At 43.0% G+C, this 20,405-nt stretch carries 21 protein-coding genes; 16 read left to right on the top strand and 5 right to left on the bottom strand.

Features of this window, described 5'->3' with window-relative positions:
* Window positions 1–110: ISAzo13-like element transposase-related protein (locus VXK47_RS18820; protein ID WP_435548236.1), on the top strand; the 110-nt coding region annotated here is incomplete at its 5' end.
* Window positions 111–136: 26 nt separating this feature from the next.
* Here VXK47_RS18820 and VXK47_RS18825 read toward each other — a convergent pair.
* The 3 genes from VXK47_RS18825 to VXK47_RS18835 all read right to left on the bottom strand — a co-directional run bounded on the left by VXK47_RS18825 (window position 137) and on the right by VXK47_RS18835 (window position 1,755).
* Window positions 137–439: a hypothetical protein gene (locus VXK47_RS18825; protein WP_435550326.1), complete on the bottom strand. Its 303-nt coding sequence runs from the start codon at window positions 437–439 to the stop codon at window positions 137–139.
* 14 nt (window positions 440–453) lie between these two features.
* The gene (locus tag VXK47_RS18830; RefSeq protein WP_435550327.1) at window positions 454–897 is read right to left on the bottom strand and encodes a substrate-binding domain-containing protein; all 444 of its coding nucleotides are present in this window, start codon (window positions 895–897) and stop codon (window positions 454–456) included.
* 585 nt (window positions 898–1,482) lie between these two features.
* Window positions 1,483–1,755 carry an HU family DNA-binding protein gene (locus VXK47_RS18835; protein WP_435550328.1) on the bottom strand — a complete coding sequence of 91 codons (273 nt, stop codon included), beginning with the start codon at window positions 1,753–1,755 and terminating at the stop codon, window positions 1,483–1,485.
* Window positions 1,756–2,259: 504 nt separating this feature from the next.
* Here VXK47_RS18835 and VXK47_RS18840 point away from each other — a divergent pair.
* From VXK47_RS18840 to VXK47_RS18865, 6 genes are all read left to right on the top strand, one after another.
* Window positions 2,260–2,883 carry an FmdE family protein gene (locus tag VXK47_RS18840; protein ID WP_435550329.1) on the top strand — a complete coding sequence of 208 codons (624 nt, stop codon included), beginning with the start codon at window positions 2,260–2,262 and terminating at the stop codon, window positions 2,881–2,883.
* 108 nt (window positions 2,884–2,991) lie between these two features.
* A complete protein-coding gene (locus VXK47_RS18845) occupies window positions 2,992–3,198 on the top strand; it encodes a heavy-metal-associated domain-containing protein (protein WP_435550330.1) in 207 nt (68 codons plus the stop codon).
* Between the two features lie 825 nt (window positions 3,199–4,023).
* Window positions 4,024–4,620: a DUF4398 domain-containing protein gene (locus VXK47_RS18850; RefSeq protein ID WP_435550331.1), complete on the top strand. Its 597-nt coding sequence runs from the start codon at window positions 4,024–4,026 to the stop codon at window positions 4,618–4,620.
* 279 nt (window positions 4,621–4,899) lie between these two features.
* Window positions 4,900–5,922 (top strand): L,D-transpeptidase family protein, encoded by a 1,023-nt coding sequence (locus VXK47_RS18855; RefSeq protein WP_435550332.1) that lies wholly within the window; start codon window positions 4,900–4,902, stop codon window positions 5,920–5,922.
* Between the two features lie 3 nt (window positions 5,923–5,925).
* Complete coding sequence (locus VXK47_RS18860) at window positions 5,926–6,564, top strand: L,D-transpeptidase (RefSeq protein WP_435550333.1); 639 nt, start codon at window positions 5,926–5,928, stop codon at window positions 6,562–6,564.
* A gap of 2 nt (window positions 6,565–6,566) precedes the next feature.
* Complete coding sequence (locus tag VXK47_RS18865) at window positions 6,567–7,187, top strand: hypothetical protein (protein WP_435550334.1); 621 nt, start codon at window positions 6,567–6,569, stop codon at window positions 7,185–7,187.
* 219 nt (window positions 7,188–7,406) lie between these two features.
* On the opposite strand, the gene VXK47_RS18870 is transcribed toward VXK47_RS18865, so the two are convergent.
* A complete protein-coding gene (locus tag VXK47_RS18870) occupies window positions 7,407–8,306 on the bottom strand; it encodes a Fic family protein (RefSeq protein ID WP_435550335.1) in 900 nt (299 codons plus the stop codon).
* A gap of 408 nt (window positions 8,307–8,714) precedes the next feature.
* Between VXK47_RS18870 and VXK47_RS18875 the strand changes: the two genes are divergently transcribed.
* From VXK47_RS18875 to VXK47_RS18910, 8 genes are all read left to right on the top strand, one after another.
* The gene (locus VXK47_RS18875) at window positions 8,715–10,073 is read left to right on the top strand and encodes a sigma-54-dependent transcriptional regulator (protein ID WP_435550336.1); all 1,359 of its coding nucleotides are present in this window, start codon (window positions 8,715–8,717) and stop codon (window positions 10,071–10,073) included.
* 171 nt (window positions 10,074–10,244) lie between these two features.
* Window positions 10,245–12,095, top strand: a complete 1,851-nt coding sequence (locus VXK47_RS18880) for a HAMP domain-containing sensor histidine kinase (protein ID WP_435550337.1) — start codon at window positions 10,245–10,247, stop codon at window positions 12,093–12,095.
* 110 nt (window positions 12,096–12,205) lie between these two features.
* Window positions 12,206–12,286 (top strand): K(+)-transporting ATPase subunit F, encoded by an 81-nt coding sequence (gene kdpF / locus VXK47_RS18885; RefSeq protein WP_435550344.1) that lies wholly within the window; start codon window positions 12,206–12,208, stop codon window positions 12,284–12,286.
* Window positions 12,287–12,302: 16 nt separating this feature from the next.
* Window positions 12,303–13,979, top strand: coding sequence for a potassium-transporting ATPase subunit KdpA (gene kdpA, locus VXK47_RS18890; protein ID WP_435550338.1), 1,677 nt, complete (start codon window positions 12,303–12,305; stop codon window positions 13,977–13,979).
* A gap of 28 nt (window positions 13,980–14,007) precedes the next feature.
* Window positions 14,008–16,083 (top strand): potassium-transporting ATPase subunit KdpB, encoded by a 2,076-nt coding sequence (gene kdpB, locus VXK47_RS18895; RefSeq protein WP_435550339.1) that lies wholly within the window; start codon window positions 14,008–14,010, stop codon window positions 16,081–16,083.
* A 55-nt stretch (window positions 16,084–16,138) separates the two neighbouring features.
* Window positions 16,139–16,681 carry a K(+)-transporting ATPase subunit C gene (kdpC, locus tag VXK47_RS18900; RefSeq protein ID WP_435550345.1) on the top strand — a complete coding sequence of 181 codons (543 nt, stop codon included), beginning with the start codon at window positions 16,139–16,141 and terminating at the stop codon, window positions 16,679–16,681.
* Complete coding sequence (locus tag VXK47_RS18905) at window positions 16,678–17,610, top strand: MCP four helix bundle domain-containing protein (protein ID WP_435550340.1); 933 nt, start codon at window positions 16,678–16,680, stop codon at window positions 17,608–17,610. The genes kdpC and VXK47_RS18905 overlap by 4 nt, the downstream gene beginning before the upstream one ends.
* Window positions 17,585–19,315 carry a PTS sugar transporter subunit IIA gene (locus VXK47_RS18910; protein WP_435550341.1) on the top strand — a complete coding sequence of 577 codons (1,731 nt, stop codon included), beginning with the start codon at window positions 17,585–17,587 and terminating at the stop codon, window positions 19,313–19,315. Before VXK47_RS18905 ends, VXK47_RS18910 begins: the two co-directional genes overlap by 26 nt.
* A 312-nt stretch (window positions 19,316–19,627) precedes the next feature.
* On the opposite strand, the gene istB is transcribed toward VXK47_RS18910, so the two are convergent.
* Entirely contained in the window at window positions 19,628–20,185 is a 558-nt protein-coding gene (istB, locus tag VXK47_RS18915; RefSeq protein ID WP_435550342.1) for an IS21-like element helper ATPase IstB, read from the bottom strand.
* Between istB and VXK47_RS18920 the strand changes: the two genes are divergently transcribed.
* The coding region (locus tag VXK47_RS18920) for a hypothetical protein (protein WP_435550343.1) at window positions 20,177–20,405 on the top strand (229 nt) is incomplete at its 3' end. The genes istB and VXK47_RS18920 overlap by 9 nt on opposite strands.

Consider the following 20,405-nt stretch of genomic DNA (forward strand, 5'->3'; position numbering starts at 1 on the left):
ACAAGACCGGCATCAAAGTCTCTGATGAAGAACTCCGAAAGATTGCTATCGAGAGGGATGGTTTCCATGGAGAGTGGAATTATAAAATAAAACCAAGGCCATTATGCTAAATGTTCAGCTTATATTTTCTAAACCACTAAGCCCAGTCTATCGTAACTTTATTATTGCCGACATCTCCCAAGTCCCTTGAGAATATCTGTGCTCCTATGCGCAGTTTATCTGTTACCTGCTTGCTGAAATTTATGCCCATTTCATTATACTCGAAGCTGCCTGTCTTGCTGTTGTGGGCCAGATAATTATACTCACCGCTTGTCAAAAACCCCTGGGATATAAAGCCGTGAATTGAAACACCGCCCAGTGCATCCATTTCCACGGCGACAGCTTGAGAACCCCATCCAATCGTCATAAAAGCTGCAATAATAATTAATATTCTTTTCATATATATTTTTCCTTTTATTTAACTGTAATGACTTTTACCGATCCGGTATCTGCGCTATCCGAAACAGAACCAATAGCACCATTCATACTGGCAACATAATCAAGCATGGCTTTATCCGAATCAAAGGCTTTGGGTAGTTGGCCCTTGCCGGTGAAAACCTGCTGTTTCCAGTAATTGCTATATTGAACCGGGGATTTTTGAAGATACGTTTTGAGAAAATTATTTTGCAAATCACCTGGATCCCGGGTCGCAAATTCTATTTTCATTCCGTTGTCCCAGGTATTTTTCTTGCCAAGAAAAATATCCTTTAACATATCCGATGAGATAGAACTTACCGGCACATTCTTATTGGCAATTATGCGCACTTCAGCGGCCGATACTGTTGAAACCGTTCCCGAAAATGAAACAATTAAAGCCAACACGACAACAACAATTTCTAATAAATGCTTATTTTTCATAATGTTTTCCTCCCTTTAATCTTGTTTTCTTCCTTTAAGGTTATTGCTTATGTTCTGATTAAGCCACGCCTTATTTCCATTATATAAACACAGTCTGTATTATCGGAATAAACCTCAATAACTTTAGGCTGTGGTAATCCAATAAAAGAAAATAATTTTTTGTCGGATTTATAAAGCAAATTAGATGCCGAAACATAATAAACACTTTAGGCTGAAGCAAATTTGCTTTTTATGGTTTGAGACAGACTTTTCATAAATAATTAATAGTAATTATATTGGATAGTTTGACAGATAAAAGGAAACTACAGGAAAGGGATTATAAATAAACAAGAATAGATTATTTTATAGTGTATAAGATCTCCAAATAATATTTAAACAGGATTTGCGTCATTATTTTGGCAGGTATGCCAATAAAACGTTTGTTTTATAGCAATTGTAATAAATCTGTTCCGATTGGGTATGGGTACGGCTTCCGCAGGAAAAAACCTGCCCTTCGTTAACGCTGCCAAATTCGCTTGAATGGAATCCTTATACAGTGTTTCTAAAAAGTTGCGGCTTTTTTGACTGATAAATTTGCTTTACTGCCTACACAGACTCTTTTAGCTTTTTGCCTGCTTTAAATTTAACAACGTTACGTGCTTTAATTTTGATTTCTGCACCAGTTTGGGGATTTCTGCCCTTACGAGCTGCACGTTTTGCTTTTGAGAATGTTCCAAAACCTACAAGAGTAACTTTACCGTCTTTTGATTTTAATGCCTTAGTGACATTTTTGGTAAATGAATCCAGAGCTGCAACAGCAGCAGTTTTCGTGATTTTTGCATCAGCGGCTATTGCATCAACTAATTCTGCTTTCGTCATGTACAATTCTCCTTTTTCTCTTTTTGGGAGGATGGGGGGGCTATGCCAAAAAAACCGCATCTGCAAAATAACCCAATATAGCCCTGGTGTCAATTTTTAGTTACCGAAAATTCATTGCCCGAATTGCATCAAATATAATTTCACCTGATTCTGCCAACGGGGTATGAGTGTGCCAAATAAATTCACAGCAGCACCCCGTTCTACGTTTCAATCGAACACTGTGGGGTTGCCCTATGATAAACTGCTTTTCGTGTAGACATTAGCATAGCTGATCTGTATTGATAATAGTCTTTTCGGGAGGCGGCGTCATCCCTGGGAAAGTTTATTCTTGAAAACAGGCTTTCCCCATTATATTATGATATTTCCTTTTATGATTGAAAATCAACAACTGTGTTATGCTTCCCGTTATATACGGCTGATCTCTCACATATTTTACAGAAAAATATGAACTTTTTTTGAATTAATCAATCAAATTTTTCTAAGCTTTCAATAAGGAGTTTAGTTATGGAAAACACATCTCAAAATGATAACACCTTAATACCATTAGATATTAAGCAATGCGTTGCCTTTCACGGGCATTTGTGTCCAGGTCTTGTTTACGGTTATATTGTAGCAAAAGAAAGTATAAGGCTTCTTGATATAAAACATTCAACTGATGAAGAAGTTGTAGCAGTCTGTGAGAACGATTCATGTGCAGTTGACGGGCTTCAGGTAATGATCGGCACAACAGCAGGCAAAGGAAATCTTATAATAAAAGACTATGGCAAAAATGCATACACTGTTGCAAACCGTTCAACAGATAAGGCTTACAGATTCTCAAGAATAACTTCATATAATTACAGTGGCAGTAATAAAGATGAGTTTAATAACCTTGAAAAAGCGTTGTCTGAAGGAACGGCCAATGAAGAGGAGAGACGTCGCCAAAAATATTTAAAAGCGGTTGATCTTTTCTCAAAGCCGTTTAGTGAAGTTTTTCATACTGAAGAGATCAAATTTTCCATGCCGCCATATGCTTCTCTTGCACCTTCCGTATCATGTGCCATCTGCGGCGAAATGACCATGCAGACAAAGATGGTTAATGGAAAAGACGGCAAATTGATCTGCATTCCCTGCTCAATTATAAAATAATAAAATTATCCGGACTGAATGGAATAAACAGGAAATGCAGCTGCGGCTGGGCAGCAAATGAGATCAAAGTCATAAAACTTATTCTAAAACATAAACGAAGGAAATACTATGGAAAAAAAATCATTTTCAATACCCAACATCAGTTGTAAGCATTGTATAATGACGATTAAAAATGAACTTAGCATGATTGACGGCATTTCAAAGATAGAGGGTGATCCAGAGAAAAAGGAAATAACAGTTGAATGGAAAACACCTGCTACACTGGAAAAGATAAAGTCTATACTTAAGGATATTAATTACCCTGCTGTCGATTAATTTGTCACATAGTTCATATAATACAAAGCCTCATTCCAGCTATTGCATAGTATTAAAGATAAAAAAAATCGGCTCATAAGTTCATAAAATGTTGATTGACAATATTATTTTCTGCTTTATAATTCAGCCGGATTTTATACTGGTGCGCTTGTATTAAATATTTAAATGTTTGTTTTAGCTATCTTTATTAATAAATACAAAGCCATCAAACTTTAGTTATACCTATTTAGAAAGAAAAAGCTATATGTCGTATATCCGGCTCGGGCTGTTTATGCATTTCGATTCGGTCAACAATTCAGTCCGGCACAAGGACTTAAGTACAGTTTTCCATTCTCTTTTATTAACCAAATTATTTAATGCTATATTTTATTATAAATTTAGTATGTTTTGTACCATTTCACTCATAGACTTTACTAGGGCTTCACCAATATTATTTTACCCATAAGATTTGTTTAAAAATATATTTTGAATAGAATCTATCACAAAACACTTTTGAATCGTTTGTTTAAAATTTATTCATAGAAGGAGGCGAACCGGATAAAATTTATTCTAACATATTACTAAATACATTTTAAAGGAGGTGATGATAAATATAAGTTCTTGAATATTAAATCCGTTTGAGTAATTACCGGAAATCCGTCTGGTGCGGAATAATTATAAAAATATTCGGTGGCAAAACTCCGGTATAGAGACAATCAGCCGGATAATATCCTAAAAGGGGCAATTATTTTGCGGATATCTCTATAAGACTTAAAAGCCCCCGATCGTATTTTAGTGAGAAAAACTAAATCCAACAAATTAATTACATAAGGAGGAATAATAATTATGAAGGGTATCATGAAATATTTAGTATTGATAATAGTTTCAGTCTTCTTGCTTGCAGGCTGCGCAAAAGAACCTACCGAAGACATCAATTCGGCAAAAGCAGCTGTAGATACTGTTAAATCGGAAGATGCCCAAAAGTATGTGCCTGAAGAAGTGAAAAATGTAAATGACACAATGCAGGCTGCTGAGGATGAAATCAAGGTTCAGAAAGGCAAACTGTTCAAGAATTATTCCAAGGCAAAAGAGCTTCTTGCAAAAGCAAAGGCTGATGCGGAAGCAGTTAATGCAAGTTTAGCCACAAAAAAAGAAGAGGCCAAGAGCAATGCAACAGCAGCACAGGAAACAGCAAAAGCTTCTATAGCAGAGGCTAAGGGTCTTCTGGAACAAGCACCCAAAGGGAAAGGCTCGATGGCGGATATCGAAGCGCTCAAAGCTGATCTTCAAGGCATAGAAACTTCTTTGGCTGAAGTTCAAACTGCTATTGATTCCAGTGATTTCATTACTGCTACCGAAAAGGCGAATGCAATTAAAGACAAGGCAACAGTAATTTCAGACCAGGTGAAAGCGGCAATGGAAAAAGTTGGAGCAAAAAAATAATTAATGTTTTAATATAATACTAATATCAATATTATTAATAGACACGGGTGATTTTTTCTGTTTAAAATCGCCCGTGTCTTGATTTTGGCGATAGAGTTTTATAAGGTAATTCAATAAAATTTTAATCCGGTTTCTACAGAGGCAGAAGAAAAGCTCTTTTCTGTATAACAAAAAGTTAGAATTCAACTTTGTGCAATGGTATTGATGATAAAAAAACAAATAACTACCATACTTATTTTATTGTTAATTATATTTTTTACTGGATGCAAGGACAAGCAAGTGCCACAGGAATTGGAACTGCTTGAAAAACAGGAAGTTAACCTTTGGAAATCAGGAGCCCAAATTTATGCGCCTGTTGAGTATAACAATTACAAAACATCTATTAGCAGGATCAGAGAAAGTCTGATAAAAGAAAAATCCAGATTTGCATGGTTTCAGGATTATGAGGATATTCAGTCTGAATTGAGAAATATTTTACAAACAGGCTACTCTTTAAATATTAATATTTCCAATAAAAAGAAAAAAACTAATGAAACGATTTCAAATAAAATATTGTTTGCAAAAAACAGAATCGAAACCATAAAAGGTCTTACCGGAATGATAAATGAAGGAAGGCTTGCCAGAAAAGACCTGATAAGAGCTGAACTTCTGCTTTCTGAAGCGATAACAAGATATAATAATAATGATTATGATACTGCGGAAAAGAAATTAAATGATTTATCGGAATATATAAAAGTGTCTGAAAAAATGATATTGCCTATTCTTAACCGCTACGCTGACAAGAATCATATAAGAAAATGGCAAAAAATGGTTGATGAGACTATAGCCGAATCGAAAAAAAAAGGGATTCCGGCAATTATCGTAAATAAAAGTGAACGTACCCTCGTGCTGTATAAAAACGGAGTTCCGGTATGGACATATAATGTCGGGCTTGGACGCAATGGCTCTCTTGATAAGCAGCGTTCCGGGGATAATTCAACCCCTGAAGGAAAATATAGAATAACACAAAAAAAATCTGAAAGCCGTTATCACAAGGCATTGTTGTTAAATTATCCTAATGAGGAAGACAGAAAAAATTTCATTCTGGCCAAGAAAAACGGGCTCATACCTGCAAAAGCCGGAATAGGCGGATTAATAGAAATACATGGCGGCGGAAGAAATAGTATGACATATGGTTGTATAGCAATGGATAACAGCAAAATCGACCATATCTTTAAAATTGTTCCTGTAGGAACTCCTGTAACTATTGTCGGAGCAGTTGACTACAACAACAAATTTTCCTCAGCTATAGAAGGTCTTTAATCAATGCCCGGCAACAAAAAATATCTTAAATTTATTATTGCGTTTTTCATCATATTTATAGCTGTTGAGTCTGTTGGATTTTATCTCGGTTCCGATAGCTCAATGCCGGATACCAAGGCAAAAAAAGAAAGTAAAATCAGCTTATATATGCTTAAGGCCAAAAACTCGGCTCTTAAGCAAAAACTGGGGAGCTTTAACCCAAATGGTGTTTATATTGTTATAGACACCGGCTTGAACAGACTCTATCTGAAAAGAGGCAGCAAAACCATCCAGGAAGCCATCGTATCATGTGGAAGCGGGAATATACTTAAAGACCCGTCCGGCAAACGACAATGGGTTTTTGATACACCTATGGGCGAATATCACGTAAAGTCTAAGAAGATATCACCAGTATGGACCAGACCGGACTGGGCATTTATTGAAGAAGGCGAGGCAATTCCAAAAGACCCAAGCCAAAGAATAGAAAAAGGCGTTCTTGGAGATTATGCTTTGGGTTTCGGTAATGGATATTTTATACATGGGACTCTATATACCAGGCTGCTTGGAAGAAACGTTTCGCACGGCTGCATAAGGGTTGGTGATAAGGATCTAAAAACAATATATAATGCAGCTGAACTTGGCACAAGGATATTTATTTTTTGATTATGAAGTTTAAACTAATAACTATAATTGTCATTTTAATTTCCATTCCGGCCTATGCCGGTAACAACATCAAGGGAAACTACATAAAACAGAACCGGCTTCTGGAAGAAGAGATCAAACTGTCACGTAAGGCAGATATATATTTTGTTTTCAATATATCAGAAAAGGTAATATATATAAAGTCCAGAGGCATTAATCTTAAAGAGCTGGGCATTCAGGATTCCGGTCGCTGGGGTAATTCCGTTTCGGTAAACTCATACAAGGTAAAAGAGAAAAGCACATTTATTAAACCCGGGAGGGAAACTATAAAACCCGGGAATGACACAAAAAAGGACACCTTCGAACTGGAGGCGCTGGAACTTAAGGATATGCCGTCCAGATATACAATTGTTCTTTTCGGCGGCGCAACAGTATTTATAAGGCCTTCATCACAAGGAATTATAACAGCAACAGCCAATGCTTTTTATTCATCCATTAAGTTTTTCACACACCCGCTTTCAATGGTCTGGAATACTTTAAAAGGCTCACCATATACAGCCTTCGATATTGTTTTGAATGAAAATGATGCCAGAGCGCTTTACTGGTCACTCTCCAATAATTCCGCGATAATAGTATGTATATAATTTTACATTTTTTCAGGTTTCTTCCTGTTGACAGCAATTGATTAACTAATTTAAAAGAATAATATAATAGGATTTCTGCTGTATGAATTTACGGAACATATGCTTTTCCCTCTTATCTTTCACATCAAGGATAGAAATAAAAAATCCGTTTGCGGAGCAGCAGGTATGACAGGAATGACAGACTTGGAAGCCTTGCAATTGGCCCTCAGGATTCAACAATCATGGAGTTAAAGCAGCATCGGGTTGGATTACTCCGATCTTCCACACACCTTTTTCAAGAAAAGCTTCTATTGTTTGGCGATTTGCTTTATTTAATAAATTAGAGTGTGATAGCTTATACTTTTTTGCATATTCAGCAAGCGTCATGATTTGCGCGCCTTCCAGATATGCAAGTCTTTTATGGTAACTGTTTGTAAGCGCTTTGCCGAGTATTTCTTCCATGATTTTAACAGTGTCTTTTGCCTCAAATTCATTAAATGCTTCATAATACATCTTTCTGTCTATGAATTTAATATTAACCGGCACAAAACCTTCTCTTATAAGCAAATAATTATTTACTACTCTTCCGATACGGCCATTGCCATCAACAAACGGATGAATATATTCAAAAACAAGATGCAGCAATGCCATACGTTCTATAATATTTTTACGGCTGTCTGCATTATATGCTGCAAGCATTTTATCCAATCTCTCTTCTATTTGTTTCGGGGGTGGTGCTATGTGGTTTGCAACTCTGACCCATTCACCATCCTTGCGAAATCTGCCGGCAATATCATCCCGGATATTAGCTATAAGCATTTTGTGAAGCGATAAAATAATCTCAAGAGTAAGCTCTTGTTCTTTAGCTTTTGTATTAATATAAGAAACCACGCGCGCTAAGTTTTTTGCTTCGAATATCTCTCTATCAGTGATATATCTATCTAAATTAATTTGTAAAAGTATTTTTTCTGTTTCATCAAGAGTAAGTGTGCTGTTCTCAATTGCATTTGAGTTATATACCTGCTCTGCTACTTCTGCTTCACTCAATAATTGCAAAAGCGCCTGTTTGCCGACAGAAGCAATATAATACCGCTCTCTTAAACGATTGATAGAATTATAAACATGCAATGTTTTTGCCATTGTTGCAATATATATTATTTCACGGTTATGTCAATATAATCGTAAAAACTATATCATAATATAGCTTATTTCACGGTTATGGTCCGAATAACAGCACTTACGAATAAGCTTTTGATTATCCGAAATACTTCAAAATTCTCATTTGCGGTGGCCCGGAGAAACTGTACAGTTGCTTAAGTGATAAAGCTGCTCTAAATTGATTTAAAATAAAATGTTTTGAAAATAGCAATGTTACAATGCTGTCGTAAATAGAAATATTTTAAAGTAAAGAAGGAGAATAAACCTTTATGATAATCAATATTGTCTTTAAGAACTTAAAATATGTTTGGATTTGCTTTTTGATAATAAAATAGTAAAATTAATAAATAGTTTTAGATCTAATTCAAACCGTTGAAGGCATAATAAACAATGATGCGAAATAAAAATAATTCTACAAACCTCAGCATACTCATAGTGGACGATGAGACCAATATACGCAAAACGCTTACAGTCTGTTTGGAATCTCGTGGACACAGGGTGATCGCTGTCAGTAACGCAAAAGATGCACGTGCGGAAGCGGACCGACGGGTATTTGATTTATCGTTTGTGGATTTACGATTGGGAACAGATAACGGTCTTGATCTGATTCCAGCACTTCTCAGCACGTCTCCATGGCTCAAAATTATAGTTATTACTGCATATGCCTCGGTGAATACGGCAGTAGAGGCCATGCGGCGAGGGGCAACCGATTACATCCCTAAACCATTTACTCCCGAGCAGGTGGAACTTGTTACTAACCGTGTGGCAATGTTTAGAAGCATGGAACAGCGCATCGCAACATTAAAAGAGGACATAGAGCGACTTCATCCGGAGATATCTTTTACTTCCGAACATCCTGATATGCAGCGCTCTATAGCTCTTGCGCAACAAGTTGCGCCATCAGAAGCGGTTGTTTTACTCCGGGGGCCAAGCGGAACCGGGAAAACCCTGCTGGCCCGGGCTATTCATAGCTGGAGCCGTCGTGCGGATAAGCCATTTAGCATTGTATCCTGCCCAACCCTGAGCTCTGAACTTTTCGAAAGTGAGCTTTTCGGCCATATAAAAGGATCTTTCACAGGAGCGCTGCGTGACAATCCGGGTCGTATCACCGCATGTGAAGGGGGCACACTGTTCCTGGACGAAATCGGCGATTTGCCTCTGATCATTCAACCAAAGCTTCTGCGTTTTATCCAGGATCATGAATACGAGCGAGTAGGTGATCAGCAAACAAGGAAAGCAAATGTCCGTATAATTGCTGCTACGAATATTGATATTGATAATGCAGTTATGGAAAAAAAATTCAGGGAAGATCTGTACTACCGGCTGAATGTAATTCAGATTTACTTGCCCAAACTGGCTGATCATTCTGAAGATATTGAATATCTGGCAAAAAATATGCTGAATTTTTTCGGCGCGCAAAATCACAAGGTCTTCAGAGGATTCAGCGATGAAGCTATGAAGGCACTGCGAAAATACTCCTGGCCTGGAAATATCCGTGAATTGCGTAATGTGGTCGAGCGCGCAGCCATCCTAAGCATTTCCGATCCGGTCGGAATTGAAAATCTACCGTCTTCAATTGCCCCATATAATCCTCCTGTCCGGCTGGGTGACCGTGTAACATTAGAAGTAATCGAAGAAAACCACATACGCCGCATCATCGCCTTCTCCAAATCTTTACAGGAAGCAGCCGACATTCTCGGCATCGATCAAGCTACATTATGGCGTAAACGAAAGCAATACAGCATCTGATCCAAACTTCTCCATTATTGTTCTCCGGTCTTGTATTTTGCAATGGCATTTAGAAGCTGTCTTTGTTTTTTGCAAGGAAACTATTTTATGGCATATCTATATCATACTGATATTACAGTGCTAACACGTTTGGCATATCCCATGCTATAATATTAAGCGGAGGTAATATTTATGATCGGTATCAGACAGAAAATTATGTTTGGTTTTGGCGGACTGCTTTCAGTCGTTGTCGTTATTGGTATAATGACCATGGCACAGATTGATAGTCTCGGCAGAGCAATAGATGTAATACTCAAGGAGAATTACCGCAGTGTGGTAGCCTGCCAGAACATGAAGGAATCATTGGAACGAATGGATAGTGGCTTACTATTCACCCTTGCCGGAAACGAGATGAACGGGAACCGTCTGATCGAAGAATATACCCCAAAGTTTCATGATGCCTTGGATGTTGAGCTCAGCAATATTACGCTTTCCGATGAACGGGAAAGAGCGGAACGCATAAAAATCTTGTTTGAAGAATATACCAAGGCAATACAGCTCGTTACAAATATCTCTTATACTTTAAAGAAACGGCAAGCCGCTTATTTTTTAAACTTACAACCATCATTCCAGAAGATCAAAAAGCTGGCTCAGGAAATACTTGAGATGAATCAAAAGAATATGAGCGAGGCAAATGATACAGCCAGATACTTGGCAAATATCGCCCATCGGCGCATGTTGATGGCAATTATGGCCTCGGCATTTATTGCATTTTTATTCAGTTATCTTTCACATAAATGGATTCTGCGTCCCATCAATCGCCTAATTGAATCTACCGATGAAATCAGACATGGAAATCTGGATTTGGTATTGGAAACCGGATCTAAAGATGAGATCGGCAGGCTTTCGGAATCTTTTAATGAAATGGCGGCGGTATTAAGACAGATTCGCAAGGAAGAAAGGATCAGTCTGTTACGCATCCGCAGAGCCACGGAAGAAGTGTTTAAAGCTCTTCCAACGGCTATTGCTTTACTGGATTTAAAAGGACGGGTTGAGATTTCAACTGAAACTGCGGATAGACATTTTGGACTTAAGCAGGGAGTTTTTGCAGAAATGCTCGGATATGAATGGCTGAATCCATTAATCCAAAGAGCCCTGAACGAGAACCGTATTATAGAACATGACTCAAAGCATGGTTATATTCAGCAATTTATCGATAATCGCGAGTATTTTTTTCAACCGACAGTTGTTCCGATACCTGTTGTTCCTGAAGGAAAAGAGCTGACCGGCGTGGCATTGATTCTAAAAGATGTTACACAAATGTACGAGCAGCAAGAGTTGAAAAGTGGTATGATATCAACTGTTTCACATCAGCTCAAGACACCGCTTACATCACTTCGCATGTCTATTTATCTCCTTCTTGAGGAGAGTGTTGGTGTACTGAATGAAAAGCAGATTGAATTGCTGATTGCCGCCCGGGATGATAGTGAGAGGCTGTTAAACATCATTAATGACTTGCTGGATCTCAACTGTATTGAGTCAGGAAAATCCGATGTATCCCTCAAACCTGTATCACCACAGACGCTTGTCCGGGATGTCATCGATTCCTTTCTTCCTGAAGCCAGGGACAAGGGTGTAACGATGGCAAATGCCGTTCCGGACGATTTGCCCGAAGTTGTGGCGGACGCAGAAAAGATTCGCCACGTATTTACCAATCTGCTCTCAAACGCCATTCGCTTCACCAGCCCCGGCGGCTCCGTTTCTGTTTTAGCGGACCTTGAACCGGATAACGTGCGATTTTCAGTCGAGGACACCGGAGCGGGCATTACCGCTGAACATCTCAAGCATTTATTTGAGCCATTCTACCGTGCGCCAGGGCAGGATGAGAAATCCGGCGTCGGTTTGGGCCTGGCTATTGTGAAGGAAATTATACAGGCACATGGCGGGGATGTCAGTGCTGAAAGCGAAATCGGCAAGGGGACATCTTTTGGTTTTACCTTGCCTCTGGCTAAAGAGCGCGATGTGCAGGAAAAGCAAAATTGAAAAGAAGGAGATAAATCATGTTATTTGTAATGTTTCTCATTGTGGGCCTGTTGCTTTTTGCGGCGCTGGCTGCTCTGACAGTTCTATGCGGCAAAATATAGGAGAATATTATGGTCTATTTATCTGGTATTGTTTTGTTTATATGTATGGCGTATCTCATCTACGCCATCATCAATCCTGATAGGTTTTAACGTTTGGAGGTTATGAATGGCAGCTTTATTCATCATATCGATCCTTGCAGGCGCCATTTTATTGTCGTGGCCTCTGGCAAAGGCCATGACCTGGGCCATGGACCCCGCGGAAAACATGTCGGTCTTCCGGGGGCATCTCGAATCATGGCTGCGGAAAGCGGGTGGTCCCCTGGTTGCGAGAGAGCAGGATTGGAAACAGTATGTTCTGTCTATGTTGCTGTTCAATGCAATCATGTTCGTCATAGTCTATCTGATCCTTTCATTTCAGCAGCGCCTTCCGCTGAATCCCGATGGCAAGGGGGTGCTGGAACCCAGCCTGATTTTCCATACGGCGGCCTCCTTTGCTTCGAATACGAACCTCCAGCACTATTCAGGTGAGGTATCGCTCAGTTACTTCTCACAAATTTTTGGTTTGATGTGGTTGCAATTTGTTTCCGCAGCCACAGGGATTGCAGCATTGGTGGCGCTTGCCAGAGGGCTTAGTGGAAAAACGGCATTCGGCAATTTCTACCAGGATCTCCTGCGGACGACCTTTCTTGTGCTGTTGCCGGCAGCATTAATAGTCGCGGCTGTGTTGGTGCTGGGTGGTGTCGTCATGACGTTGCAAGGCGCAGCCGTAGCGACCACCCTGGAAGGCGTAACGCAAACCATAGCGCGGGGACCTGTGGCAGCCTTTGTGGCCATCAAGCAACTGGGTACCAACGGCGGCGGCTTCTTCGGCCCGAATTCCACTCACCCTTTCGAAAACGCAACCTATTTCACCAATATCATCGAAAGCCTCAGTATCATCCTGATACCAATGGCCTGTGTCTGGATGTTCGGTCGCATTACCGGGCGAATGCGGCATGCGGTGGTTGTTTTTTGCGTCATGGCGGCTTTGCTGACGGTTCAGGTTGGCCTTGCCAATTACTGCGAGCGCGCGCCAACCGCCGCTTTTGCAGGACTTTCTGTGGCAGCCGGCGGCAATATGGAAGGCAAGGAGCTTCGTTTCGGAACCCCGGCCGGTCCGACCTGGAGCGCCCTGACAACGGCTACAAGTAACGGTTCGGTGAACGCCATGCATGACAGCCTCAATCCGCTGACCGGACTTATGCCGATGATCGGCATGTGGTTCAACGTCGCCTTCGGCGGCGTGGGCGTTGGCATGATCAACATGTTTCTGTATATCATTATTGGTGTGTTCATCAGCGGTATGATGGTTGGACGAACACCGGAGTATTTCGGGCGCAAGGTCGAAACCCGGGAGATGAAATTCGCTCTTCTGGCAATTCTCATTCATCCCCTGTTCATTCTGGGCGGAACAGCACTATTTGCGGCCACCGCCTGGGGTGCCGGGACGGTGCGCAATCCTAGTTTTCATGGCTTTTCCGAAATTCTCTACGAATTCAGTTCCGCCGCAGCCAACAATGGTTCGGGGTTTGAGGGCCTTAGGGACAATACGGTTCCCTGGAATCTGGCAACGGGCATGATCATGCTGCTGGCCAGGTTTATACCCATCATTCTGCCGCTGGCGATTGCCGGGTCTCTGGCGGCGAAGAAACCCACCCCGGAAAGTGTTGGAACCCTGCGCACGGATACACCGCTATTCGGGTTGGTGATTCTGAGCAGTATCATTTTTATCGGCGCGCTGCTGTTTCTGCCTGCAGCGGTTCTTGGGCCAATAGCTGAACATCTGTCTTCAGCTGGAATGTAATGACAGGGATAGAGGAGCTTATATTATTATGGAAACTATAAACAAAACGGTCGAAGCAAAACTCGCACGGCGCAAAGCCAGGGGAACCTCACTATTTGACAGGCATCTCATGCGCATAGCCGCAAAGCAGGCTGTGGTCATGCTCAAGCCATGGGTTATGGCCCGGAACCCGGTCATGTTCGTCACTGAGGTCGGTGCGATAATGACGACGCTGGTGCTGTTTTTGGATCTGTTCGGGCAGAGCGGGAGTATTGGATACACCCTTTCCGTCACGTTTATTTTGTGGCTGACCGTTCTGTTCGCCAATTTCGCGGAAGCCCTGGCTGAAGCACGAGGCAAGGCACAGGCAAATACCTTGAAGCAAACCAGAAGCCGGACCATGGCTCGCCGGGTGTCAGGGGATGCAATCGAGGAGATCAGTTCGGATGAACTCCGGAAAGGCGATGTCGTGTTGGTTTCCGCCGGGGAGACCATCCCCAGTGATGGTGAGGTGACCGAGGGCGCAGCATCCGTGGATGAATCGGCCATCACCGGAGAGTCCGCGCCTGTCGTCCGGGAAGCGGGTGGTGATCGTTCCGGGGTCACGGGTGGCACACGCGTTCTTTCTGATCAAATCAAAATTCGTATAACCGCAGGGGCGGGAGAGTCCTTTCTTGACCGCATGATCGCCCTGGTAGAGGGAGCAGTCAGGCAGAAAACGCCCAACGAGCTGGCGCTGACCGTGACATTGGCCGGGCTGACCCTTGCCTTTCTCATGGTGACCGGGGCGCTTTGGCCGATCGGTCGGTACTTCGGCGTGGATTTGCCGATTCCGACCTTGATCGCTCTTTTGGTCTGCCTGATTCCAACCACCATTGGCGCACTTTTGGCCGCTATCGGACTTGCCGGAATGGACCGCGCCCTTTCGGCGAATGTCCTGGCCAAAAGCGGAAAAGCCGTGGAACTTGCCGGAGACATCGATACCCTTTTGCTCGACAAGACCGGTACGATTACCATGGGTGACCGGCAGGCGACCGAATACCATCCCTTGCAGGGTGTAACAAAAGAACAGATTGCCGAGGCCGCCATGTGTGCATCCTTTGGAGATCGGACGCCGGAAGGAAAATCCATTGTAGCCCTTGGAGAGGATATTCTGGGAGACAAGGCGCCTCTTGAAAACCGGGACAGCACGATCATTGAATTTTCCGCACAAACACGGTTGAGCGGTCTGGATCTTCCGGATGGACGTTCTTACCGCAAAGGAACAACCGACGCCATACAAGCATATGTCCGGGAACAAGGAGGCTCACTCCCTGAAAATCTCCCCCAACTCGTGGATCAAGTTGCCCGCCAGGGGAAAACGCCGATTGTTGTCGCCGAAGCAAAGAGCATTCTGGGAGTCATCGCCCTGTCTGATGTTCTCAAGCCAGCTATTCGGGACCGGTTTGACCGTCTCCGGGCCATGGGGCTGCGGGTGGTCATGGTCACGGGCGACAACCCTCTGACTGCTGCCGCTATTGCCCGGGAGGCTGGTGTCGATGATTACATTGCCGAGGCCAAGCCGGAAGACAAGTTAGAGTATATCCGCAGGGAACAACGTGCGGGAAGGCTCATCGCCATGATGGGTGACGGCACCAACGACGCGCCGGCCCTGGCACAAGCAGATATCGGCATTGCCATGAACTCCGGCACCCAGGCCGCCAAGGAAGCGGGCAATATGGTCGATCTGGACAGTGATCCCACCAAGCTGATCGAGGTCATCGAGATCGGTAAGCAACTGCTCATGACCCGGGGATCGCTTACCACTTTTTCCATTGCCAATGATGTGGCCAAATACTTCGCCATCATTCCGGCCATGTTCATGCTGGCTATTCCTCAGCTGGCAGCTTTGAACATTATGGGTCTGGCAACGCCGCAAAGCGCTATTCTTTCGGCTCTGATCTTCAACGCGATCATTATTCCGCTGCTCATTCCCATCGCCATCAAGGGCGTGAAGTATCGGCCCATGGGAGCGGGCAGCATCTTAAGACGCAATTTGTTCGTGTATGGCTTAGGCGGGGTTATTACGCCGTTTGTCGGCATCAAGCTGATCGATATGGCACTGAGCATCACCGGAATTCTGTAGGAGGTTATCGATGAATACGAACGTTGAAAAGATAAGTATTTCCCATCAAGTTATGATGTCGGGTCGAATTGTTCTAACGACCATGTTTATTTGCTGCGTACTCTATACCCTGACGATCCTGGGCATTGGTCAGATTATGGCGCCCTATACGGCTAATGGATCCATCCTCCAAAATGATCATGGAGAAGTTATTGGAAGCGAAGTACTTGCTCAGGCATTCACGCGCCCCGAATATTTCTGGCCCCGGCCTTCTGCCGCAAAGTATGACGCGTCGGCCACCGGTGGCAGCAACTGGTCACCAACCAATCCAGCGCTTCGCAAAAGAGCGGAAAAAATTATGGCCCGGCTGGGCATGGAAGAAGGGAATTTCATACCTGCCGACATGGTAACCGCATCCGGCAGTGGCATGGATCCACACATAACACTAAAGTCAGCGAAGTATCAGGCGGCTCGAGTCGCTGAGGCGAGAGGGATATCCGTCCTTTCGGTTCAGACTCTTCTGGATCGTCATGCCAAACGTGCGGGTGGGTTTCTTGCCCCCGAACCATTGGTGAACGTATTGTTTGTGAACATGACATTGGATAAATTGGTAAAATGAAAAAGTCATTATTTTCAAATAAGGGCATGCCCAGTCTTCAGATAGGCATAGTCATATCTCTGGCCGTGTTGCTTTTTTTTATCGTATTTTTCTTTATCAACCGCCAAAATATGAACCGGCTGAAAACCGAATATGAGAAATCGGTCATTAAAACCAACCTGGTACAAACCATGAAAAACGAACTGCTCACATCTGCCGAAGCCGAAAAGAGTTCAGTAATGGCCGATACGGATGAGACATCGAAGGCCTTTGCCGAGCAGTCCATCCAGGCATCTCAAAAGGTGGAAAGAGCCCGGATTGCATTTGAAGCACTTGTCCAAAAGAACAGTGAAGAGGCAAAGAGTCTCGATGATTTCACCGCGTGCTGGGAGAAGCTGCGAGGGATAGACAATGAAGTCTTGTCGCTGGCGGTTCAAAACACCAACCTTAAAGCTTTTCGGCTTTGCTTTGGTCCCGCCGCTGTGGCGATAAGGCATATGGAGAAGGCGCTCAATGAACTGATGGATTGGGCGGCGGCCTCTCATCCCGATAAAGCAGTCGTAATACGGCTATCATCCAAAGCGCTTACGGATGTTCTTGATATTTACACTCTCGAAGCTCCCCATATCGCCGAAACAACAGATGCGGGCATGGATGCCATAGAGGTAAACATAAAACAGCTTGATGAGAAGGAAAATGTTGCCCTGAACCGCCTGGATGCACTGGTGGGTGGGACAGGGAAACGACTTCTCGGCGAAGCGCTGAAATCCTACCGGGAGTTTCAGACCATTAACGCAAAAATTATCGAACTGTCACGTCGTAACAGCAACATTCGCTCTCTTGCAGAATCTCTGGGTCAAAAGCGACATGTGATGGCTTTATGTCTAGATCGTTTGAATGCACTCCAGGAGGTTGTCCACGAGAATGCGACCTTTAAAGCCACAAGATAATCGAGTCGATATGAACGGGAATCGCGCCGACAATTTCCTCCGTTTGATTCGCCGGTCTCAGCGAGGCAGGTTGAAAATTTATCTGGGTTATGCGGCCGGGGTGGGCAAGACCTATCAAATGCTTCTTGAAGGACACCGAATCAGGGAGGATGGAATTGACCTGGCCATCGGACTTGTCGAAACCCATGGAAGGATGGAAACCGAAGCGTTGGTTGAAGGGCTGGAGATTATTCCTCGACGCAAGATCACCTATCGAGGGATTGTCATTGATGAAATGGATTTCGAGGCTATTTTATCACGCCGCCCGAGTGTTGTACTCATAGATGAACTGGCCCACACCAATGTGCCGGGCAGTAAGAATGCAAAGCGATATCAGGATGTGGAAGAAATACTTTCTGCAGGTATTCATGTCATATCCACTCTGAACATCCAGCACCTGGAAAGCCTTTATGAAACTGTCGAGCGCGCAACCGGAGTCAGGGTTCGGGAAAGGATTCCGGATCGGGTTGTTGCGGAAGCCGACCAGATTGTAAATGTGGATATTACTACAGAGGACTTGCAGCGCCGTTTAAAGGAGGGAAAAGTTTATACCAGGGAGCGTATCGAAACCGCTCTTGTGAATTTCTTTAAGCCGGCAAATCTCGAGCAACTGCGCGAACTGACTCTGCGTGAGCTTGCCTCGCAAATCGACTCGCGTCGTCGCGATCCGCTATCAGAAGAAGATATTCCCTCAAACCCGGATCAAGTTATGGTCTGCCTTAGCTCAAGAGGACCAAATAGCGAGGCGCTGCTTCGCTTTGCCTCCCGTCTTGCCGGGCGATTAAATCGCAACTGGTATGCTGTGTATGTTCAAACTTCTAAGGAACGTCCTACACTTATTGATGCGGCGACTCAGCGAAAGCTTTCCAACACACTTACACTCGCACAACAATTAGGCGCCACATCTTTTACATATAGGGGTGACGATATAGTAAAGACTATTCTGCAATTTGCCAGGGAATACCGTGTAGGGCATATTGTTATTGGTACACCCGGGAAAAAGGTGCCTTTCTGGCGGCGCTTGCGTGGTGAAGTCAGTATAGCGGAACGGCTTATTACCGAAGGCAAGGGTATAACCGTTGTTGTCCTTGATACAAGAGTAATACCGGATGATATGCTTTCTTCAGAAACTTCAAGTCCTGCTGAAAAAACACATCCTATAGATCAGGAAAAGACGAAACCGGCTTTGGAGAACAACGCATTTCTGAAGAAAATGAGTGTTCTTATATGGAATAAGCGCATTGAAAAAGAGGAAGCAATTAACCGCTTGCTGGATGCTTGTTGCAGCGAAAAAACCGAATTAAAAAAATCAGCATGGATAGCTCTTCTTGAGCGTGAAAAACAGGGGGAAACCTTTGTCGGTGAGGATGTAACAATTCCCCATGCACGGATAATCGACCTGCAAACCCCCCTTGTAGCTCTTGGCATAGGCAAAGCAGGCATACAGGATCAGAGGTCTGAACGTAGCGCCAGGATTATGATGCTTCTGCTTTCCCCTGCCGATTCACCTGAAAGCCATTTGTCTATGCTTGCAACAATCAGCAAAATGGCACGAAGTGACAAATGGCGCAAGGAAGTTCTTTCTGCAAATAAATCCTCAGATATCATCAAGTTAGTCGCCGAATGGGAAGAGCGCCATCATGAACCTGATAATATTATACAATAAAAAAAATATAAAAGAACTTATCATGTGTTATTGCAGAAAATTACTGCAACTATGTTTTGTTGTTTTTTGATATTCCCCAGTATTTCTTTATTTTGAGATATTTTTTACATAACACAGCTACACCCAAACCTGCGATAAGAAGAATGTATGAAGGAGTTACTTTGTGTTACCGGCGGCATGAAAGCACCAATAATCTAGCGGTTTAAAATTTCAATGGAAAATAGGAACCGACATATTGTATGCCGACTCCATTGATAGCAGAACAGACGTTTTTAGGTTTCGATCCGGTCTTTCATACGGTAGCTTTTGCCCTTAATTAATGATTACGGTTTCGGCATGATGCAACAGCCTGTCGAGAATGGCTGAAGTCAGTGTGCTGTCGTTATTAAAGATTTCCGGCCAGTCTTTATAAGCCCGGTTGGAAGTAATCACTATGGCGCCACATTCGTATCGAAGGCTGATTACCTGGAACAAAAGGTCAGCTCCCTTTTTGTCGATTGGCAAAAAGCCGAGTTCATCAATTAGCAAAAGAGCCGGTCTTGTATATTTTTTTAGCTCCTGTTTCATGCGCCCGGCAAACTGGGCTGCCGAGAGCGTGTTGATTATATCAATTGCTGTTGTAAACAAAACTGTGTTTCCATTCAGACAAGCGCTATAACCCAGGGCTGAGGCCAAATGGGTTTTGCCAAGTCCGACGCCGCCAAGAAAGATTACATTTGATTTGTTCCCGATAAACTGAAGCCGAAAGAGATTTTGTACCTGGAGACGGTTAATGCTTTTCGGCCAGACCCAGTCAAACTGATCCATGGTTTTGATCACCGGAAAGCGCGCCATACGGATACGATTTTGGATGGCGCGGTCATGACGCATTGCGGCTTCTCCGTCGGCAAGTTTTTCAAAATAATCCAGATGAGACCACTTGATATATTATGGACATTAATAGCAGACACCTTTTATCATCGCTTTGCACAGGACTTAAGGCGTTTTGAAACCAATATCGCCCCAACCATTTTCAGAAAGTTTATCGATATGCCTGGGAGGGTTATATACGATGGGGAAAAATTTATAGTGAAAATCAGAAAAAGAGCTC

It is taken from the genome of Desulfobacterium sp. N47 (assembly GCF_051233685.1).
Classification (GTDB): Bacteria; Desulfobacterota; Desulfobacteria; order Desulfobacterales; family RPRI01; genus RPRI01.

Coding starts and splice junctions, on each gene's coding strand:
- VXK47_RS18825 (WP_435550326.1), bottom strand. CDS start 439: ATGAAAAGAATATTAATTATTATTGCAGCTTTTATGACGATTGGATGG.
- VXK47_RS18830 (WP_435550327.1), bottom strand. CDS start 897: ATGAAAAATAAGCATTTATTAGAAATTGTTGTTGTCGTGTTGGCTTTA.
- VXK47_RS18845 (WP_435550330.1), top strand. CDS start 2,992: ATGGAAAAAAAATCATTTTCAATACCCAACATCAGTTGTAAGCATTGT.
- VXK47_RS18880 (WP_435550337.1), top strand. CDS start 10,245: ATGATCGGTATCAGACAGAAAATTATGTTTGGTTTTGGCGGACTGCTT.
- VXK47_RS18905 (WP_435550340.1), top strand. CDS start 16,678: ATGAAAAAGTCATTATTTTCAAATAAGGGCATGCCCAGTCTTCAGATA.
- VXK47_RS18910 (WP_435550341.1), top strand. CDS start 17,585: ATGCGACCTTTAAAGCCACAAGATAATCGAGTCGATATGAACGGGAAT.
- VXK47_RS18865 (WP_435550334.1), top strand. CDS start 6,567: ATGAAGTTTAAACTAATAACTATAATTGTCATTTTAATTTCCATTCCG.
- kdpF (WP_435550344.1), top strand. CDS start 12,206: ATGGTCTATTTATCTGGTATTGTTTTGTTTATATGTATGGCGTATCTC.
- VXK47_RS18860 (WP_435550333.1), top strand. CDS start 5,926: ATGCCCGGCAACAAAAAATATCTTAAATTTATTATTGCGTTTTTCATC.
- istB (WP_435550342.1), bottom strand. CDS start 20,185: ATGCGTCATGACCGCGCCATCCAAAATCGTATCCGTATGGCGCGCTTT.
- kdpB (WP_435550339.1), top strand. CDS start 14,008: ATGGAAACTATAAACAAAACGGTCGAAGCAAAACTCGCACGGCGCAAA.
- VXK47_RS18835 (WP_435550328.1), bottom strand. CDS start 1,755: ATGACGAAAGCAGAATTAGTTGATGCAATAGCCGCTGATGCAAAAATC.
- VXK47_RS18840 (WP_435550329.1), top strand. CDS start 2,260: ATGGAAAACACATCTCAAAATGATAACACCTTAATACCATTAGATATT.
- kdpA (WP_435550338.1), top strand. CDS start 12,303: ATGGCAGCTTTATTCATCATATCGATCCTTGCAGGCGCCATTTTATTG.
- kdpC (WP_435550345.1), top strand. CDS start 16,139: ATGTCGGGTCGAATTGTTCTAACGACCATGTTTATTTGCTGCGTACTC.
- VXK47_RS18875 (WP_435550336.1), top strand. CDS start 8,715: ATGATGCGAAATAAAAATAATTCTACAAACCTCAGCATACTCATAGTG.
- VXK47_RS18870 (WP_435550335.1), bottom strand. CDS start 8,306: ATGGCAAAAACATTGCATGTTTATAATTCTATCAATCGTTTAAGAGAG.
- VXK47_RS18850 (WP_435550331.1), top strand. CDS start 4,024: ATGAAGGGTATCATGAAATATTTAGTATTGATAATAGTTTCAGTCTTC.